Below are 18,939 nucleotides of genomic sequence, written 5' to 3'. Positions count from 1 at the left end.
ACATCTGGTTTTGAACATGCGCAATTTACTTTTGATTAACGTCTTTCATTTCAATTTTCTTTGCTTCAGGTGTAATTTCTCTTGCTTCACCATCAATGATAGTAGAGTCATTTGAACCACGACCGTGCTGCTGGCTTTGCATTTCTTGCATTTGGCGCATTAAATCTGCAAATGGATTCTGACCATTTGCTTGACCACCCATGCCGCCCATATCTCCCATCATACCACCCATCATTTTTTCCATCATGGCTTGCTGACGCTTCATCATGGTTTTCATCATCACCGCTTTAAATGCTGTTTGAACAGGTGGAATTAGAATAAGTAAGGCGAATAGATCGGAAATTAACCCCGGAATTAAAAGGAAAATACCCGCAATAATTTTAGGTAAGTTATTGGTCAAATTCGGATCAGCACTCATATGACCTTGTTGCATTTGCTGCATCTGTGGCATTAAACCTGATGCATGAGAACGAACCATATTTAAACCAATAAAGAATGCAGCAATAAACCAGAAGAATACATACCACATACTTCCGACTAGATCACCCACACCGACCCATACGAAGATTTCAAGGACTATACCGATTAAAACAATAAGAGCTAATTTCATGAAATGTAATCTAATCTCAAAAATTTAAATATAGGGTCGTAATCATCTGCTCAATCTGTATCAAGCTTTTTTCATACGCTTATGTAACAATATGGGCATTATTTTATTTTTAAAGTCATGGAATGTCATTAATTATCGGAATTGATCCTGGTTCACGTCTAACAGGTTACGGTATTATTCAAAAAGAGGGGCAAAAACTCACTTTTGTTGATGCTGGAACAATTCGCACTGAAACACCTGACATGCCTGAGCGTCTAAAACGAATTTTTTCAGGCATTGAAAGAATCGTTAAATTTCATGGTCCTACCGAAGCTGCTGTGGAACAGGTATTTATGGCGGTCAATCCTGACTCTGCCTTAAAACTTGGTCAAGCACGCGGTGCAGCTATAGCGGCATTGGTCAATTTAGATCTACAAGTGGCTGAATATACTGCGCGTCAAATTAAACAATCTGTTGTTGGCTATGGCGCTGCTGATAAAGAACAGGTTCAAATGATGGTTATGCGCATACTTAATTTAAGTATTAAACCACAAGCCGATGCTGCAGATGCACTTGCCGCAGCAATTTGCCATGCACATGCCTCTGGCAGTATGAGTAAATTGGCTGTCTTAAATGCTTTAGGTGGAATGGCACGTGGACGAAGCCGCAGCAGTAGTCGTCGACGTTAAAAGTCTCTCGACACTCAATGCACTTATTGGCGAATTTGAAAGTTATCGAAATCACGCTCTTTGATGTCAATTAAGTCTTCATAGAAGATTTGCTTAACTTTACTATTATGAGGCCCTGCCATGGCCAGTTTGATCATGTCATTGACATCTTTATATGTGCCAACAATGATAGCTTCCACATCCCCATTATCCATATTTTTAACGTAACCAGTTAAATGCAACTTTAAGGCTTGTTCCATAAACCAGCGACGAAATCCGACCCCTTGAACAAGACCTTGTATCGTTAATTTTAAATATCGCATATCTATCCCTGAATTTTATTTTAGATTTACTATTTGATAAATCGCTTGAACCATATTCTGAGCTAACAAACCACGTTTACCCTGTTGAGCCAATACATCACCTGCCATGGCATGTAAGTTAACAATTTCATGAAGTTGAATGGAATTAGACAATTGTCCTTTAAGACTAGCAATCATTCCTGCAAGGATATCCCCCATTCCACCTGTACCCATTCCTGGATTACCTTGGGTGCAAATCCAAATGGTTTGCTGCGCGTCAATCGTTAAACTTCCTGCACCTTTTAATACCCATTCACCAGCATACAGTGTTTGTAATCGTTTAATTGCTTTGATGCGGTCATGCTCAACTTCCGCCACGCTAGAGTGTAAAAGTTTTGCAGCCTCACCAGGATGTGGCGTTGCGTAAGTTCTCTCATTGAGTCGAATGGGCTTTTCAGATAAGAACCACAATGCATCAGCATCGAGTACAGTCGGTTTGTTCATAGAGGACAGAATACTCATCCATTGATCATATTGCTCAGCTGCCCAATCATCACGTCCCAACCCCATTCCAAAACAAATCGAATCGACTTGCTGTAGCAAATTTTTTCGTTGTGATGGATCGAAACGATTAATATCCTGCACCATTACATTGGGAGATCGTGACAAAATTGCTGAATGATGTTTAGCATCACACACGATCGTGACTTTACCCGCCCCAGCGGCAAATGCAGCTTCAGCCGCCATAATCACCGCACCTCCCATTTGTGCATGACCGCCAATCACGAGCACATGCCCATACGTTCCTTTATGTCCTGTAGAGTGTCGTCGCGGCAAAATTGTTTTGACTGGGCTTAATCGGGCCACAGGTTTTAAATCTGAGTCACATGGTAAAATGGGAATGAGTTTTAGATGTCCTATAAAATCCTGTGCACGCCCTACAAATTGCCCTACCTTATATGCGAGTGCGGTAAGCGTATGCTGAGCATGAATAGCCATTGGTAATGGTTGACCTGTATTTGCATCTAAACCGCTCGGCATATCAATCGCAATTTTGACGCCGTCTTGCTCATTAATATGATGGATAATTCTCTGCCAGTCTTCACTTAAAGTACGATTAATTCCAATTCCAAACAATGCATCAATATAGACATCATAACCCTTACAATGGTTCAGATCGGTGAACTGCTTAAGTGGTATGGATTGACTCATTTTATAAGCACTCTGCAAGGAGTCAGCCGAGTGATGATCGACTTGTGAAAAAGAAAAAATATCGATTTCTAGATTTTGGTTGAATGAACAATGTCGTGATAAAGAGTGCTGTGCTAAATAGTACGTAACAAGATAACCATCCCCTGCATTATTTCCTTTGCCGCAGCAGACTGCGATACGGATTTTCTTTTTTTCAATACCTTGAAGAATTGTGATGATTTCTTGTGCCATCATCCAAGCAACTTGCTGCATAAGACCAAAAGCACTATTTTGATCGTCAAACCAGCGCTGTTCCCAAGCTTGTATCTCACTGCTGTGATAAACTTGTTGATGCATTATCGTTCCTTTTTTTATTTATGACTCAATCTCTCTCATCTATACCAGCTCGTATTCCAACACAGCAATTTGATCCTCATGCGCTTAAAGCTTGGATTAAATCTCAAGCATTGGAACTGGGCTTCGCTGATTGTGTCATTGCCCGACCTGATGCTCAAGATGAATTACCTCGATTAAAAGCATATTTAGATCAAGGATTTCATGGTGACATGAAGTTCCTCGAAGAAAATTTGGAAAAACGTGCTAATCCAACACTGTTGGTTCCCCATACAAAAAGTATTATCTGCGTCAGAATGAATTATTTGGTTGAACGACCTCAACCTCGAACAGTACCTGATTTCCCTAATTCTGCCGTTATTGCGCGATATGCACGCGGACGGGATTACCATAAAACCATGCGCGGTAAATTAAAAACACTTTCAAACCTTATTCGTGAAAAAGTCGGTCCGTTTGAATCAAGACCTTTCGCCGATTCAGCCCCTATTTTTGAAAAATCACTCGCTGAATCTGCAGGTATGGGTTGGACAGGTAAACATACCCTGCTCATCCACAAAAAATCGGGTTCGTTTTTTGTACTCGGTGAACTGTTTAGTTCACTTGAATTACCCTTTGACGAGCCTGCCAGTGCACATTGCGGATCATGTACAGCATGTATTGATATTTGTCCAACGCAGGCGATTGTAGCGCCATATCAATTAGATGCCCGAAAATGTATTGCCTATCTGACCATTGAATACCAAGGTGTGATTCCTGAAGAACTACGCCATGGCATAGGTAATCGCGTATTCGGATGTGATGATTGCCAGCTGATTTGTCCTTGGAATAGTTTCGCACAAACCACAACGGTTACTGATTTCCATCCCCGTCATGGGCTGGATCGTCTTTCTTTAATGGAATTATGGCAATGGGACGAAGCAACATTCTTAGCCAACACAGAAGGCAGTCCACTGCGTAGAACAGGCTATGAAAGCTTTATGCGGAATATTGCGATTGGAATCGGGAATGCACCGTATCATCCAAACAATATTGAGCAATTGATACTAAAAAGAAATCAGTCTAGTGAGATTGTGCAAATCCATATTGACTGGGCAGTACAAGAACAACACTCAAAAAGAAACAATTAACACTACTTTTCCAAGATGACTTGACAAGACAAAATCACCATTTTGAGCATGATCTGAAATTTTAAGCACACGTTAGCAACAAGTTCTCAACATCAAGTTCCCAAAAAATAATTTTGCGGCGAAAAACGCATAAAAATAGTCAAGTTTGTAACTAAATCAACAATGATTAATTTCTATTGAGTTGGCGAATTTGATAATTTTTTTGAGTCATTATTGTCATATTTTACGATTTTGCTTTATTAAAATTACAGTATGATCAAATAAGTAGCTTTTTAATTGATGGATAAATTATGCAAGTACGCAATGATTGGACGCGTGAAGAAATACAAAAACTCTATGAACAACCCTTCATGGACTTAGTTTTCGAAGCACAACGCGTGCATCGTCAATACTTTGATGCAAATACCATTCAGGTCAGCACATTACTATCGATCAAAACGGGGAAATGCCCTGAAGATTGTAAATACTGTTCTCAATCTGCACGTTATGATTCCAAACTTGAAGCCGAAAAAAGAATTGCTGTTGAAAAAGTAATTAATGAAGCCAAAGAAGCTCTCGCTTCTGGATCATCTCGTTTTTGTATGGGTGCTGCATGGCGAAATCCTCATGAACGCGATATGCCTTATGTACTTGAAATGGTACGTGAGGTAAAGGCCCTAGGACTTGAAACTTGTATGACCTTAGGGATGCTCAATCAATCACAAGCGGAACGTTTAAAAGAAGCAGGTTTAGATTATTACAATCACAATTTAGATACCTCTCGTGAGTACTATCCAAATGTGATTACCACACGCACTTATGATGATCGTTTAAATACTTTAGACTTTGTACGCCAAGCAGGCATGAAAGTGTGTAGCGGTGGAATTGTTGGCTTAGGTGAAGATACTCAAGATCGTATTGGTCTATTACATGAACTTGCGACCTTAGCTATTCATCCAGAATCGGTACCAATCAACATGCTTGTGCCGATCGAAGGCACACCCTTAGCAGATGTTGAAAAACTCGATGTGACTGAATGGATTCGCACTATTGCCGTAGCGCGTATTATCATGCCAAAAAGTTATATAAGACTTTCAGCGGGTCGTGAATCTCTTTCTGATTCTGATCAAGCTTTAGCGTTTATGGCAGGTGCTAACTCTTTGTTCTCAGGTGAAAAGCTTTTAACGACACCTAATGCTGGTGAAGGCAAAGATAAGCAGTTATTCGATAAGTTAGGTCTAAAAGCAGAAAAAGCGAAGCCGACTGTATCAGAGCTGACTATAGATGCAATGGCAAGTTAATTTCAAAGCTTCACTCAATTAAAAACCGAAGCTTTGCTTCGGTTTTTTTATGATGTGATCAATATGCCATAACTGGCATTAAGATACTGTCCTGGCTTAATTTCATCTGTTCCATTGGCATGGTGTACCGTTATTTTTTGACTAAATGCATCAAACTCAAAGCGATCATAACTATCTTGGTGGTGCATCAACCAATAAATCGTATCTATGGCATGATCATCACAAATATAAGTATTTGATTTAAAATCTTTACCCATTTAATTTAAATCCTTTTTCTAGTCACAATATGATTATATCTCAATTCATTTTATTGAATATCATTTTCTTTATTTAAGATAATATCTAATTTTTTATCAATCCAATATATTATATTTACATATCACAATAAATCGATTTCCACACATTTTATAAGCGCTATTATTTTATTTTATTTTAGAATAAAGACTGATTATTATGAGTATTATTAATTTAAAACCTCAAACTGCATTGCAACACCGCCCCAGCGCACTGACCACACAAATTAATGCTGTATGGGGACAAGGACCATCTTCACGTTATGAAAGCCTCGCCTCGTTATTCAGACCTACATTTGAAAAAATCAAAGCTTCGCGATCAGAACGCGAAGAAAAGCGAATTTTAGCTTTTGAACAGATTCAATGGTTAAAAGACATCGGTTTTACGAGACTTCGCTTACCCAGTTCGCAAGGGGGATTTGATGCAACGATTCCAGAATTATTTAATCTATTGATCGAACTTTCCGAAGCTGATGCAAATTTACCGCAGGCACTTCGCGTACATTTTGGCTTTGTGGAAGATTTACTGCTCAGCCGCGACCCACAGTTTAAATCTATATGGCTTCCTAGAGTGGCTCAAGGTCAAATTATTGGAAGCGCATGGTCTGAAGGTGGAAATGAGTCCATTCATGAATTTAAAACGAGACTTTCCAAAGATGCTGAGGGACGCACGATATTGAATGGACAAAAATTTTATACCACAGGAAGCTTGTATGCAGACTGGATTGATGTGGGTATTACTGATTTGTATGGAGAATCAGCCAGTATTCTAATCCCTCGACATGCTGAAGGTGTTGAGATTGTGGATGACTGGAATGGTTTTGGTCAAATTCTTACAGCAAGTGGTACTACTAAGTTCACTGATGTTGTTGTGAATCAACAAGATGTCATCGGAGACCAACAGCGCTTTAAATATTCAGCAGCATTCTATCAACTGATTCAATTGGCAATTATTTCAGGGCTTACAAGAGCAGCAAGCTATGAAGTATCAGCTGAGGTTTATAAACGTGAAAGAAATTATACGCATGCCAATGCTTCCTTCGTCCGTAATGATGCTCAAATCCTACAAGTGGTGGGTCAAATTCGTGGTGTAGCGTACACCACTGCAGCAATTATTGGAAAAAATGCACAGGCTATACAACGTGCTTTTGAAGCTGGGTTGAATGATAATGAACAACTCGAAGCAGATCAAAATGCCATAGCTGAATTAGAGGTTGCTCAATCTCAAACCATTATCACCACACTTGCATTAAATGCTTCGACCATCATTTTTGATGCTCTAGGAGCATCAGCCACTGATAAAAACTTAGCTTTAGATCGTTTCTGGCGAAATATTCGTACGCTCGCATCACACAACCCAAGAATTTATAAAGATCGAATTGTCGGAGACTTTAGCGTAAATGGTGCATTGCCCCCTTATCAATGGCGTATCGGTAAAGTTGACGAATCAGGGCTTCTACAAACAGATAAGGCTTCTTGAGCTCGCTTTAAATCTTTAAGACACTATTCTTTAGTGTCTTTTTTTAGTGTTTTTTAAAGTGATCTATCTAAATCGCTTAGGCTATTAGAGCTCTTATTTACGAACCTAGTAAAAAGGTCCTTAACAGGACCTTTTTAGCATCATCGAAATTACATCAATTAGGCAGCTTGAGTTTTCAAATGTTTCGCCAAAGGACTATTACCAATTTGCCATACAAATGGCAATTCAGTTTGATTCACGACAAAAGCACCCACCACTTTCTCCTTATAAATAATCGGATTATGTGAGGATACAACTCTTGCATTACGCCAGAAACGATCTAACTGTTTTGATGAAGCACTAGCTGAAGCACCTAAACTGTTGAATAGTTTAGTTGTTAAATCAAGTACAAGATCTGAAATGACGACCTGCCCTTGAGCAGATTCTAGTTCCGCAATTTGGTTAATCTCATGATCTTTTTCAGATGAAGCATTAAAGTGACTTAAATATGCATCATCCAGTGCTGCAGCTGTTTTTAAAGTAATGGCTTGACTGGCAAATGCTTGGGAAGATGCCTTACCAATCACTTGTAGAATCTGAGCATCATCACGGACAAGATCAGCATTCCCGTGGCTAAAGATTCGAGTACGCTTACGCACTTCCTCACTAAAGGTCTCCACCGCAGAAAATGCGATGCCGGTCAGTGTTGCTAGATGTACAACTTGATAAAAAGCTGTTTGATATTTAAAACGCTGATCAAACGGGTAAATATGATCTCGTTCAATCGACACTTGGTTGATTTTTAGCGTCCCGCTTCCAGTGGTTTTTTGACCAAATCCATCCCAATCATCATGTACTTTAATTCCATTAGCTTTAGTTGAGACCGCTGCAATCACATGCTGATCAGTGGTCTCATCATAGGCAAAAAGATCAATCCAATCGGCAAAAATAGTACCTGTAGAATAGAACTTTTCTCCTGAAACTTCATATTCGCCTTGTTGATTTTGTTTCACTCGGGTAATGACGTCGCCTATCTCAACATTACCGACTTCTGTCCAAGCGTTTCCTGCGATTTCACCATTTACAAATCGCTTAAACCAAAACGCTTGTGATTGATCTTTATGCGCCACTAAACGGTCTTCGACAAATGCAAAATGTCCACGTAAAGCTTGCACAATATTTGAATCCGCTGTCGCCAACTCGATTAAGATTTGGAAAAGTTGCTGTTGGGTAAAACCTGCACCGCCATATTTTTTTGGCACACGTAATGCACCAAAACCTGCATCGTTTAACCATTTAATTTGTTCATGAGGCAAATCACGATCGGTTTCTCGTTGAACGGCCCCTTCTGCAATCCGCTTAAAAATCGGTCGAAACTTTGCTGCAACCTCTTCATAGTTGGCACCAAGTGAAAGTTCTTCATTCTGATTTAATATAGTCATAATAAATTTCTCCTTAGCTCCATGGATGACGTGGTGGTGGGACATCATTTAGAAAATAATTTCCTACAATGTTGTATTTCCAACGCACGGGATCATGCAAGGTGTGTGTTCTAGCATTGCGCCAATAACGATCTAAATTTAATTCCGATAAGGTCGAACGCGTGCCAGAAAGCTCAAATAATTTATTCGCTGCTAAAATCGCAATGTCAGTCGTCAAGACTTTTGCTTCAGCCACGAGCAATGTTGCTTCATTAATTTGATCTTCGGTCGGTTGTTCAAGCGCTAAATCAATCGCTAATCCTGCCAAATCCAGAACCGCTTCAGCAGCACGCAGCTTAATTTTCAATTCACCAATATTAGCAATGGTATATGGATCTGAACTTGCTTTATCTAAACCTGAATCAATCCATGGACGTGCAAAGTTACGAACGTAATGAATCGTTTCTTGAATCGCACCACGCGCAATCCCAGCATCTACAGCAGCTTGAATAAATTGAGAAATTGCTCCAGCTGCAGTCGGTCTTACAAAAGCTTGATAAATTGGAACGATAAATTTTGCATCTACTTTAACGTTGTTTAATTCGACTGATCCACTGACCGTTGTACGCTGACCAAACCCACTCCAATCATTGGTAATTTTTACACCTTCTGTCCCTTGTGGCACGATTGCAGCAAATGGTTTTCCTTCAGCATCAATCGCAACAACTGGAATGCGGTGTGCCAGTAAAGCTCCAGTTGCAAAGAATTTTTGACCATTCACAATCCCATTGCCAGAAGCATCAAATTCTATTTTTGTGGTGAGATCGGCAACCGTCTTAGACCCTTTTTCTGAGAAAGCATTCCCCAAACGCTCTCCACCCAGTACTGCTTTAAAAAAGAATTGTTTTTGTTCTTCGGTGGCATCTAAACGGATATGCTCTAGAAACACCCAATGATTTTGTGCGATTTGACCTAGTGATGGATCAGCGCTAGAAATGGTTTTAACAACTTCAGCGAGAGTCTTGTAGCTCGCTCCTGCACCGCCATATTGCTTTGGAATATTAATTGCCCAAAGCCCTGATTGAGAGTACTTGTTAATTTCACTCAAAGGTAAACGGCGTTCATGATCACGAATGGAGGCTTCCTTTGCAAAATCTTCAGCGAGCTGTTGTGCGATTTGAATCGCTTCTTCATCTGTCTTAATCACATGCGCTGGCTGATGAATTTGGTAGAATTCTTTTGAAATTTCAGCCTCATGCAATTTTATATCTATTTGTGCAGTCATTTTATTCTCTTCAAAAAAATTGAATAAAATTAAACTAGCACTAATTATTTTAATTTTTTATACGATTATTTTATTTACTAATCTAATTTCAAACAAAATAAATCATTTATTTTTTTATTATGTATATTGCAGTTTTTCTCATTAAATAATAAGTATGACATTTCATATAATCAGAATATAAACATTTAATTATTTTATATTTTCATTATGACTAAACATATACGATTTAATGCTTTTGAAATGAATTGCATTGCACATCAGTCCCCAGGCTTATGGCGTCATCCGCTCGATCGCTCTACGGAATATAAAGATTTGGAATATTGGACTGATTTAGCAAAAATATTAGAAAAAGGTATTTTTGACGGTATTTTTCTTGCAGATGTTTTGGGTATTTATGATGTGTATCATCAATCGGCTCAACATGCTTTAAATGGTGCTGTTCAAGTTCCTGTGAATGATCCAATTCAAATTGTTCCAGCAATGGCAGCAGTCACCCAACATTTAGGATTTGGCGTAACCACCTCTATTTCATTCGAACATCCTTATCCCTTCGCACGACGTATGAGCACGTTGGATCATCTCACCAAAGGTCGCGCGGGTTGGAATATTGTGACTTCATATCTAGAAAGCGGATCCAAAAACTTAGGTTTAAAAACCCAAGTAAGTCACGACAATCGTTATGATATTGCAGACGAGTATCTGGAAGTTTTATATAAACTCTGGGAAGGCTCTTGGGAAAATGATGCGGTACGACGCGACAAAGCTGCTGGTATTTTTGCGGATCACACCAAAGTTCATCCAATCCTTCATGAAGGTACATATTTTAGCGTGCCAGGTATTCATATCTGTGAACCTTCTCCGCAACGCACACCTGTATTATACCAAGCTGGTGCATCAAAGCGTGGACAGAAATTTGCCAGTCAAAATGCAGAGTGCGTATTTATATCTGCACCAACGAAAGTTGCTGTAAAAAAGTTAGCACAAGGAATTCGTCAGAATCTTATTGAGGAAGGTAAAGATCCAAATGCAGTTCTAATTTATACGATGCTTGCGATTGTGGTCGATGAAACTGATGAGAAAGCGCAGGCTAAATTTGCAGAGTATCAATCTTACGGAAGTTATGATGGTGGATTGACACTCGCTTCAGGGTGGTCTGGTGTAGATTTTTCACAATTCAAAGCTACAGACCAGGTTGAATATATTCATACCAATGCCATTCAATCTATGTTGCAATCATACGTAGAAGCAGATCCAGACAAAGTTTGGACCATAGAAGAAATTGCAAAATGGACCAGTGTTGGTGGAAACGGCCCCGTGATTGTCGGCTCACCAAGCACAGTAGCCGATCGTCTTCAAGAATGGGTGGATGAAACTGGCATTGATGGATTCAATTTGGCTTATATTTTGGCACATCAATCTTTTGAAGACGTGGTCGAATACGTCATTCCTGAGTTACAACGTCGCGGTGTTTATCCTACAGAATATACCAAGGGGACACTGAGAGAAAAGTTGTTTGGTCATGGACCATTACTTCCCGATGATCATCGTGGTGCTCAATACCGTAAGTCATCAACGAATGGGCTGCACACCACAACCAAAAACGCAACACTTGAATCTGTGTAGATCCATTTAAATTCTCTAAATCTAAAAAAAGCCCCTTTCGGGGGCTTTTTTAATGCTGATGTTCTAGTTCATGGTGATATGCATCATCTTCTATCTGCAAGGTCATTTCAGTAATATGATGATCATGACTTAACATTTCAAAAGCTTGTTGATGTAAACGTTTAGGATCGACATTCGGTGCAACCAAATGAACTGTGAGCATGACTTTTTTGGATGTGATCGCCCAAACTTTGAGTTGGTGAATATCCGTGACTCCTTCAAGCGATAATAAATCTGCACGGAGCTTTTCAATATCAATTTCATCAGGCACACCTTCGAGCAGGATGTTGACACTTTGCTTGGCGAGAATCCAAGCACGGGGTAAAACCCAAAACCCAATGAGGACTGCAATAATCGTGTCAACGAGTACCCAACCTGTAAAATAAATAATCACAGCGCCGATGATCACACCCACAGAACCAAGTGCATCACTTAATACTTCTAGATATGCCCCTTTGATATTGAGGCTGTCCTGACTACTTGAGAAAAGAATCTTCATCGAAATTAAATTAATGATTAAGCCAATGACGGCAACAATCATCATTCCAACACTTTGAATTTCAGGCGGATTACTTAATCGATGAATCGCTTCTACCAAAATATAAATTGCAACGATAAATAACATCACCGCATTAAATAGAGCTGCCAAAATTTCAAACCGTTGATATCCAAAAGTTCTCTTGTTGTCTGCAGGTTTTTGACCAATCTTAATTGCAACCAACGCGATGGCTAAAGCGGCAGCATCAGTAAACATATGTGCAGCATCAGACAATAAAGCTAAACTTTGGGTAAGGAATGCTGCAACGACCTCAACAATTAGAAAGGTCGTGGTTAAAGCGAGTGCAAAAGTCAGTTTCTTTGCGTTGCCTTTACTGACTTCCACATGACTGTGATCATGATTATGCGAACTACCCATTTTATACTCCTCATCAGAAACCTCACTTAAAATAAAGTGAGGATCTGATTCATATACATAATGCTATTGTTTAATTTATTGTTCTGCTTTTGCTTGATTCATCCACCTATACAATACAGGTAAAAGTAGTAGCGTCAGTATTGTAGACGAAATTATTCCACCGATAACCACTGTCGCAAGCGGTCGCTGTACTTCAGCACCCGTACCCGTAGCGAGGGCCATTGGAACAAATCCTAAAGACGCCACAAAAGCCGTCATCAGCACAGGACGTAATCGCAACACTGCACCTTGCCAAATGGCATCTTTTAAACTGTATTCACTTCTTAGCTCCTTAATAAAGGTCAACATAACCAGTCCATTCAGAACAGCGACACCTGATAAAGCGATAAAACCAATACCGGCAGACATTGAGATAGGAATATCACGTAACCATAAAAATAAGACTCCACCCGTGAGAGCAAAGGGTACGCCCGTGAACACCAATAAACTTTCTCTGATATTTTTGAATACAGCCATCAGCAGGATAAAAATCGTAATCAAAGCCAATGGAATCACGATAGTCATTCTAGCTTTGGCAGATGCCAAATTCTCAAACTGTCCACCATACTCAATCCAATAGCCGCTCGGTAATGCATATGTCGTGAGGCTAGATTGCAACTCTTGGACAAATGAACCCAGATCTCGCCCTTCAACATTTGCCGTCACAATAATCTTACGCTTGCCATTTTCACGACTCACCTGATTCATACCATCAATATTTGACACTGTAGCCACATCTGCCAGTCTTACTGTCCCACCATTGGGGAGTTGTATGGGTAATTGTGCAATCCCCATGACTGTCCGATCTTGATCAGTAAGTCGAATAACAAAATTAAAACGGCGGTCGCCTTGTAGAATTTCACCGACTTGTTGACCACCGATACTTGAAGCGACTAAATTTTGTATTTCACGAACCGAAAGACCATATTGCGCTGCTAAAGAACGATTTACATCTATATTTAACAAAGGTAAACCTGAAGTCTGTTCTACTTTGACTGCGGTACTGCCACTGATTTTTTGCACAATCCTGGCAATTTTGGCAGCTTCATCGTTTAACACCTGCATATCATCGCCAAAAATTTTTATACCTATGTCACTGCGGACTCCAGAAATGAGCTCATTAAAACGCAATTCAATGGGTTGAGAAAATTCACTATTGTTGCCAGGCAAAGTCTCCAAAAAAGCTTCAATACGTGACCTTAAATCATCTAAGCTTTCTTTGGGATTCGGCCACTCTTGACGAGGTTTCAACATAATGAATCCATCTGAGATATTGGGTGGCATCACATCTGTCGCCACTTCAGCAGTACCAGTTCGTGCGAAAACATTTTTAATTTCTGGAAAATTTTGAAGCAAAAGTTTCTCAGTCATTTCCTGCATTCTTAACGATTCTTCTAAGCTGGTACTGGGTGAACGCATTTGTTGAATTGCAAAATCACCTTCGCTTAATTGCGGTGCGAATTCACTTCCTAAACGTGTCGCCAACAACCCTGTTAAAACTAAAATACTGACTGCGAGCGTTAACATGACCGTTCGATATAAATAAGTCATATCTAATGCTTTTAGATATTTTTCCTTCATCCATACCATCCAACGCCCTTCTTTCTCCTTCACTTCACCTGTTACAAATAAGGCTACCGCTGCAGGAACAAAAGTGATGGATAAAATGATCGCAGCAATAAGTGCTAATACTACGGTGAGTGCCATAGGGTGAAACATTTTTGCTTCAACACCACTCAACGCAAAAATGGGCAAGTACACCACTAAAATAATCGTTTGACCAAAAATTAAAGGACGGCGTGCTTGACGAGCAGCAAGGAATACTTCTTTGAAGCGCTCTGAACGGGTTAAAGGTCGTTTAAACTGTTCTTGGGCATGAGCTAATCGGCGAATACAGTTTTCGACAATTACCACCGCGCCATCTACAATAATTCCGAAATCTAGCGCACCTAAACTCATAAGGTTGGCACTAATTTTCTGCTGTGCCATACCTGATAATGTAAATAACATCGAAAGTGGAATCACGCATGCTGTAATTAAAGCTGCTCGAATATTTCCCAAGAAAATGAATAAAATCACAATCACCAAAATTGCACCTTCGACTAAGTTCTTTTGAACTGTCTTAATGGCTTTCTCGACTAAGGTGGTACGATCGTAAACAGTTTCTATTTTTACGCCTTGGGGCAGTGTGGTTTGGATTTCCTGAATTTTTTGATCAACCGCTTGTGCAACGCTACGGCTGTTTTCACCCATCATCATCATGGCGATGCCGAGTACGGTTTCTTCTCCATTATAGGTAGCTCCACCTGTTCTAAGATCATGTCCAATCGACACTGAAGCAATATCTGAAACACGGACAGGATTTCCATTTAAGGTAACCACCGTTGTATTTTCAATATCCTGTATCGTATTCAGTGTTCCAGGAACTCGTACTGTCAGTTGTTGACCTCCATCTTCAATAAATCCTGCTCCACGATTTTCATTGTTCTCAGTAAGAACTTGTTGAAGTTGCGTCAAACTGACTTGTAGTTGTTGCATACGATTCAAGTCTGGCGAAACAACATATGTTTTATTGAATCCTCCAATAGTATTCACCTCTGCAACGCCTTTTACCCGTTGCAATTGTGGACGCACAATCCAATCTTGAATTTCGCGTAAATCCATTGCTGTGTATGAAGAACCATCAGGTTTTTTAGCCTTTGGCTCAGCTTTTAGTACCCATTGATAAATTTCACCCAGCCCCGTAGATACTGGAGACATGGTAGGTGCGATATCATCAGGTAATTCGGATTGAACCTCTTGCACACGCTGATTAATTTGTTGACGTGCCCAGTAAATATCAGTGCTATCTTTGAAGACAATGGTGACCTGAGATAAACCATACCTAGAGATCGAACGGGTTAATTCAAGATCTGGTATCCCCGCCATGGCATTTTCAATTGGATACGTAATGCGTTGCTCAACTTCGAGCGCAGTAAATCCATTGGCTTGGGTATTAATTTGAACCTGTGTATTGGTAATGTCTGGAACTGCATCAATTGGCAATTTTTGATAACTATAAACTCCAACAGCAATCCAAGCACAGGCAAACAGCATGATCCAAATCGCATGTTGAATTGAAAACTGAATAATTCGCTCAAATAGCCCTTCAGCCTTCGGCATGTCATGATTAGTGCCCATGGTCAGCTTCTCCTTTTTCTAACTCCGATTTCAGTAAGAAGCTGCCTTGATTGACATATTTTTGCCCCGCTTGAAGACCAGACTTAATTTCTGCCCATTGACCATCTGAAGACATTTCACCTACTTCAATGGGTTGTGCTTTAAAGTGGAGTTTTCCATTTTTTTGTTCTGTAACAATAAATATTGCTGATTTACCTTCGATTTGTTGCACTGCATTTTTTGCAACGCGTAATACATTGGATGCATCGGGACTTTGAAGTTCAACATTTACCATCAAATTTGGTCTTAACTCACTTGCCTTTCCTTGAACTTTAGCGCGAACAATCAAGCGACCAGTCTGCGCATCTGCTTGCGACGTTAACGATTGCACAACTGCTGTATACGTCTGACCTGATTGTAAAGATTTGAATTGAATATTTTGTTGTGCACGAATTTGATTACTCGCATCTGCAGGTAACACAAATTCGAGCCATAAATCTTTTAATTGTTCGATGATGAAAATCTGATCTGCAAGTTGCACATTTTCACCTACCACGATGTCTTTTTGGCTGATCACGCCCGAGATAGGCGAACGAATGGTAAAACGCCCATTCGAACCTGCTGAAGCTCCCAAAGCTTGTAAACGTGCATTGGCACTTTGCACTGTGATTTGTGCTTGACGATATGCATTTTCAGCACGTTGCAAATCCTGTTTTGCGGAGATCCCCTGCGACCACATCCGTTGTTCACGTTGCAAATCTTGGCGTGCCAAATCTAAATTGGATTGCGCCATTCTCAAATTCGCTTGTTGGTCAATGAGCTCTGGGACACTTAATACTGCAAGTACTTGACCTTTAGTTACTTCTTGTCCCAGTGCTACATTCACTTGTTCAACATGACCAGCAAAATTAGGGGAAATATGCGCTTGTTGATCTGTATTTACCATCAATTTTGCAGGCAAGTTTGTGTATCGCGGAATTGCACCTAATTGAGCTGATTCTATTTTTATACTATGTTCGACTAGCTGTTTAGATGTGAGTTCAATCTCACCTTCTTCTGCATGATCAGCTTCTGCGCCATTCGACGTTTCAGCTTGCTCTTCACTCTCGACAATTGCTGTTTTGTTATTATCTTTGAAAACAATCCAAATCCCGATAACTACCGTCACCCCAATAATCAGGGCGATGAAGAATGCTTGGTTTATTTTTCCTTGTTGTATAGATCTCATTTTATTCTGCCCCTATATTGATGAAATTTTCTGACTGTGACACAGCCTCTTTGAGTAATTGGGTATAGGCATCCGAACGACTAATTTGTTCATAACTGGTACCAATACTTAATGCCTCAGCAGCAAGTGCGGTTTGCCATGCCTCTCTTAAGAGCTGAATTTGACTGAGCCGAATATTTTGTAATTGTGTCGTTGCTTGTTGCACCTCAGTGATTGAAAGTTTTCCATTTTTAAAACCGAGCAAAGAGCGCGTCTGTACTTTTTCAGACAAGCCTTTCTGTCTCAGTACAGCGTCATACTGTAGTTTTAAGCCTCGCACCTGATGAAATGAGTTTGCAATCTCTAAAATTTGTTGTTTGAGTTCTCTTTGTTGTTGACGCTCAAGTAGAGATTGCTGACGTTGGGCAAGCGGAATTTGGTATTGCTGACGATTAAAAATATTGAACGGAATATCTACACCCACAGATAAACTAGTATCGTTTGTCTCATTGGGCGCTTTTGTTCGCGTCATCCCTACATTCAAATTTGGATTTGGTTTTGCTTTTACTTTAAGTTGCTCAATTCGTTGATTAGCCTGTACAACATTGAGTGCATAAAGCTTTTCTAAATAACCTGCAGAAATATAATTTTGAACATTCTGTTCAACTTGGTCAGGCCAATAAATCCGATTTGAATCAACCTTCACCTCTGCTTCAGTTTCTCCCCAGAGATTAGAAAGATTACGTTTTGCAATTTCTTTATTTAAAATGGCTTGCTGATAATTGCGTTCATTTTCTGCCGCTTCAATCTGCGCTCGTTCATACTCAACCAAGGCTATGCTTCCTGCCTGATATCGTTTTTTAGCGCTGTCTAAAGTTTCACGACTGACTTGCAGTTGAGACTTTTGAATTTGTGCTTCAGATTGCGAAATTAAAAACTGTGACCAAGCATACTTCACGATTAATTGGCTTTGTGCTTCCCACAACTTTTCTTGCAATTCATTTTGTTGACCCGCCAAACGCGCTATATTTTTTTGAATCCGTCTTTGACCAAAAATGTCGATCGGCTGACTAATACCTAGACTTAACTCTTGATCTTGATTCGAGCCAAAGCCATCTCGAGACAGAGTGATGGTCGGGTTTTGCCAAAGTCCACTTTGCTTGACTGCAAGTTCTGACATTTGTTGTCGTTGCTGCCAAATCTGTTCTGATTGTTGATATCGAGACACTTGAACGAGTGCTTGTTCAAGCGAATTGACTGTCATTGCTTGAGCATTTGCACCCAAACTAAGCGAACCTAAAACCAGCCATAATCGAATGGAATGTTTTAATTTAAAAGACATGTGAATTTCCCACTAATTTAAAAATAAGTGGTGGGAAATTTTTAGGCTACCCCACCAATAGCGGGGTTAATTCAGGAGGCGGAGGGATTTTACCTAAATGAGGCGATTGATAGGCATTAATCCAAAGAAAGTGATTTTGGTAAATCTTTTCGATGTGTTGTGATGAAGGCAAATTCTCGTTTACAGCAAGAATAAACTGAGACATCGACGGCAGATGATCTTGATGATCCAAAACATCGATTTGCGCTTTTTCTTCTAGCGTCACGCTTTGATCATCACCAAGCACGAAGCCTTTTTCAATTTGGGACTTCGGACTTTGATTTGAAAGATCGGCTTGGCAAAGTACAGGTTGATGATGACCAAAGTGAAAACTTTGTGTCGATGTTGAGTCGCTTTCATGAACACAAAAAGCCGCCGCCACATTCCAAAGGCTTTGGAACATGAACATACATGCTAAGAATGTCACAAATTTAGCCGATCTCATTTAAGCAGGCTCTCATCTTTTCTATCTGCATTTAAAACGTGATAGTGATCACAATCAAGTGAAGAGTTGTAATTCTCCATCATATTTTGATGATCGAAACCTTGATATTGAAATAATGTACATAAGAAAAATGAATGAAAACTTAAAAATTTAGCGCTTTT

The 18,939-nt window shown here is 39.8% G+C and carries 16 protein-coding genes; 5 read left to right on the top strand and 11 right to left on the bottom strand.

What is annotated here, in order from left to right; genetic code table 11:
* Window positions 1–25: 25 nt before the first annotated feature.
* Entirely contained in the window at window positions 26–610 is a 585-nt protein-coding gene (locus tag AC1M9C_RS01640) for an FxsA family protein (protein ID WP_035263802.1), read from the bottom strand.
* 122 nt (window positions 611–732) lie between these two features.
* On the opposite strand from AC1M9C_RS01640, the gene ruvC reads away from it, so the two are divergent.
* Window positions 733–1,278, top strand: coding sequence for a crossover junction endodeoxyribonuclease RuvC (gene ruvC, locus AC1M9C_RS01635; protein WP_035263804.1), 546 nt, complete (start codon window positions 733–735; stop codon window positions 1,276–1,278).
* Window positions 1,279–1,301: 23 nt separating this feature from the next.
* On the opposite strand, the gene AC1M9C_RS01630 is transcribed toward ruvC, so the two are convergent.
* Window positions 1,302–1,580 (bottom strand): acylphosphatase, encoded by a 279-nt coding sequence (locus AC1M9C_RS01630; protein ID WP_092766403.1) that lies wholly within the window; start codon window positions 1,578–1,580, stop codon window positions 1,302–1,304.
* A gap of 15 nt (window positions 1,581–1,595) precedes the next feature.
* Window positions 1,596–3,107, bottom strand: coding sequence for an NAD(P)H-hydrate dehydratase (locus AC1M9C_RS01625; RefSeq protein ID WP_481592719.1), 1,512 nt, complete (start codon window positions 3,105–3,107; stop codon window positions 1,596–1,598).
* A 20-nt stretch (window positions 3,108–3,127) separates the two neighbouring features.
* Here AC1M9C_RS01625 and queG point away from each other — a divergent pair, with 20 nt between their 5' ends.
* On the top strand, window positions 3,128–4,231 hold the full coding sequence (gene queG / locus AC1M9C_RS01620; RefSeq protein ID WP_481587109.1) for a tRNA epoxyqueuosine(34) reductase QueG: 1,104 nt from the start codon (window positions 3,128–3,130) through the stop codon (window positions 4,229–4,231).
* Between the two features lie 290 nt (window positions 4,232–4,521).
* On the top strand, window positions 4,522–5,511 hold the full coding sequence (gene bioB, locus AC1M9C_RS01615; protein WP_035263808.1) for a biotin synthase BioB: 990 nt from the start codon (window positions 4,522–4,524) through the stop codon (window positions 5,509–5,511).
* A gap of 47 nt (window positions 5,512–5,558) precedes the next feature.
* On the opposite strand, the gene AC1M9C_RS01610 is transcribed toward bioB, so the two are convergent.
* On the bottom strand, window positions 5,559–5,768 hold the full coding sequence (locus AC1M9C_RS01610; protein ID WP_035263811.1) for a hypothetical protein: 210 nt from the start codon (window positions 5,766–5,768) through the stop codon (window positions 5,559–5,561).
* 196 nt (window positions 5,769–5,964) lie between these two features.
* Here AC1M9C_RS01610 and AC1M9C_RS01605 point away from each other — a divergent pair, with 196 nt between their 5' ends.
* Window positions 5,965–7,284, top strand: a complete 1,320-nt coding sequence (locus AC1M9C_RS01605) for an acyl-CoA dehydrogenase family protein (protein WP_481953092.1) — start codon at window positions 5,965–5,967, stop codon at window positions 7,282–7,284.
* Window positions 7,285–7,442: 158 nt separating this feature from the next.
* On the opposite strand, the gene AC1M9C_RS01600 is transcribed toward AC1M9C_RS01605, so the two are convergent.
* Window positions 7,443–8,705, bottom strand: coding sequence for an acyl-CoA dehydrogenase family protein (locus AC1M9C_RS01600; protein WP_481587105.1), 1,263 nt, complete (start codon window positions 8,703–8,705; stop codon window positions 7,443–7,445).
* Window positions 8,706–8,718: 13 nt separating this feature from the next.
* A complete protein-coding gene (locus AC1M9C_RS01595) occupies window positions 8,719–9,969 on the bottom strand; it encodes an SfnB family sulfur acquisition oxidoreductase (protein ID WP_481587104.1) in 1,251 nt (416 codons plus the stop codon).
* A 207-nt stretch (window positions 9,970–10,176) separates the two neighbouring features.
* On the opposite strand from AC1M9C_RS01595, the gene AC1M9C_RS01590 reads away from it, so the two are divergent.
* Window positions 10,177–11,592, top strand: a complete 1,416-nt coding sequence (locus tag AC1M9C_RS01590; RefSeq protein WP_481953091.1) for an LLM class flavin-dependent oxidoreductase — start codon at window positions 10,177–10,179, stop codon at window positions 11,590–11,592.
* 49 nt (window positions 11,593–11,641) lie between these two features.
* On the opposite strand, the gene AC1M9C_RS01585 is transcribed toward AC1M9C_RS01590, so the two are convergent.
* The 5 genes from AC1M9C_RS01585 to AC1M9C_RS01565 all read right to left on the bottom strand — a co-directional run bounded on the left by AC1M9C_RS01585 (window position 11,642) and on the right by AC1M9C_RS01565 (window position 18,778).
* The gene (locus AC1M9C_RS01585; protein ID WP_035263822.1) at window positions 11,642–12,547 is read right to left on the bottom strand and encodes a cation diffusion facilitator family transporter; all 906 of its coding nucleotides are present in this window, start codon (window positions 12,545–12,547) and stop codon (window positions 11,642–11,644) included.
* A gap of 75 nt (window positions 12,548–12,622) precedes the next feature.
* Window positions 12,623–15,766 carry an efflux RND transporter permease subunit gene (locus tag AC1M9C_RS01580; RefSeq protein ID WP_481953090.1) on the bottom strand — a complete coding sequence of 1,048 codons (3,144 nt, stop codon included), beginning with the start codon at window positions 15,764–15,766 and terminating at the stop codon, window positions 12,623–12,625.
* A complete protein-coding gene (locus AC1M9C_RS01575; RefSeq protein ID WP_481953089.1) occupies window positions 15,756–16,973 on the bottom strand; it encodes an efflux RND transporter periplasmic adaptor subunit in 1,218 nt (405 codons plus the stop codon). The genes AC1M9C_RS01580 and AC1M9C_RS01575 overlap by 11 nt, the downstream gene beginning before the upstream one ends.
* A gap of 1 nt (window position 16,974) precedes the next feature.
* The gene (locus tag AC1M9C_RS01570; RefSeq protein WP_035263828.1) at window positions 16,975–18,294 is read right to left on the bottom strand and encodes a TolC family protein; all 1,320 of its coding nucleotides are present in this window, start codon (window positions 18,292–18,294) and stop codon (window positions 16,975–16,977) included.
* Between the two features lie 46 nt (window positions 18,295–18,340).
* The gene (locus AC1M9C_RS01565; RefSeq protein WP_481608445.1) at window positions 18,341–18,778 is read right to left on the bottom strand and encodes a cation efflux protein, CzcI-like; all 438 of its coding nucleotides are present in this window, start codon (window positions 18,776–18,778) and stop codon (window positions 18,341–18,343) included.
* Window positions 18,779–18,939: the final 161 nt, after the last annotated feature.

Source organism: Acinetobacter sp. 24-47-39 (genome assembly GCF_056783825.1).
This window is presented reverse-complemented; position numbering and strand designations above follow the sequence as displayed.

Coding starts and splice junctions, on each gene's coding strand:
- AC1M9C_RS01640 (WP_035263802.1), bottom strand. CDS start 610: ATGAAATTAGCTCTTATTGTTTTAATCGGTATAGTCCTTGAAATCTTC.
- ruvC (WP_035263804.1), top strand. CDS start 733: ATGTCATTAATTATCGGAATTGATCCTGGTTCACGTCTAACAGGTTAC.
- AC1M9C_RS01630 (WP_092766403.1), bottom strand. CDS start 1,580: ATGCGATATTTAAAATTAACGATACAAGGTCTTGTTCAAGGGGTCGGA.
- AC1M9C_RS01625 (WP_481592719.1), bottom strand. CDS start 3,107: ATGCATCAACAAGTTTATCACAGCAGTGAGATACAAGCTTGGGAACAG.
- queG (WP_481587109.1), top strand. CDS start 3,128: ATGACTCAATCTCTCTCATCTATACCAGCTCGTATTCCAACACAGCAA.
- bioB (WP_035263808.1), top strand. CDS start 4,522: ATGCAAGTACGCAATGATTGGACGCGTGAAGAAATACAAAAACTCTAT.
- AC1M9C_RS01610 (WP_035263811.1), bottom strand. CDS start 5,768: ATGGGTAAAGATTTTAAATCAAATACTTATATTTGTGATGATCATGCC.
- AC1M9C_RS01605 (WP_481953092.1), top strand. CDS start 5,965: ATGAGTATTATTAATTTAAAACCTCAAACTGCATTGCAACACCGCCCC.
- AC1M9C_RS01600 (WP_481587105.1), bottom strand. CDS start 8,705: ATGACTATATTAAATCAGAATGAAGAACTTTCACTTGGTGCCAACTAT.
- AC1M9C_RS01595 (WP_481587104.1), bottom strand. CDS start 9,969: ATGACTGCACAAATAGATATAAAATTGCATGAGGCTGAAATTTCAAAA.
- AC1M9C_RS01590 (WP_481953091.1), top strand. CDS start 10,177: ATGACTAAACATATACGATTTAATGCTTTTGAAATGAATTGCATTGCA.
- AC1M9C_RS01585 (WP_035263822.1), bottom strand. CDS start 12,547: ATGGGTAGTTCGCATAATCATGATCACAGTCATGTGGAAGTCAGTAAA.
- AC1M9C_RS01580 (WP_481953090.1), bottom strand. CDS start 15,766: ATGGGCACTAATCATGACATGCCGAAGGCTGAAGGGCTATTTGAGCGA.
- AC1M9C_RS01575 (WP_481953089.1), bottom strand. CDS start 16,973: ATGAGATCTATACAACAAGGAAAAATAAACCAAGCATTCTTCATCGCC.
- AC1M9C_RS01570 (WP_035263828.1), bottom strand. CDS start 18,294: ATGTCTTTTAAATTAAAACATTCCATTCGATTATGGCTGGTTTTAGGT.
- AC1M9C_RS01565 (WP_481608445.1), bottom strand. CDS start 18,778: ATGAGATCGGCTAAATTTGTGACATTCTTAGCATGTATGTTCATGTTC.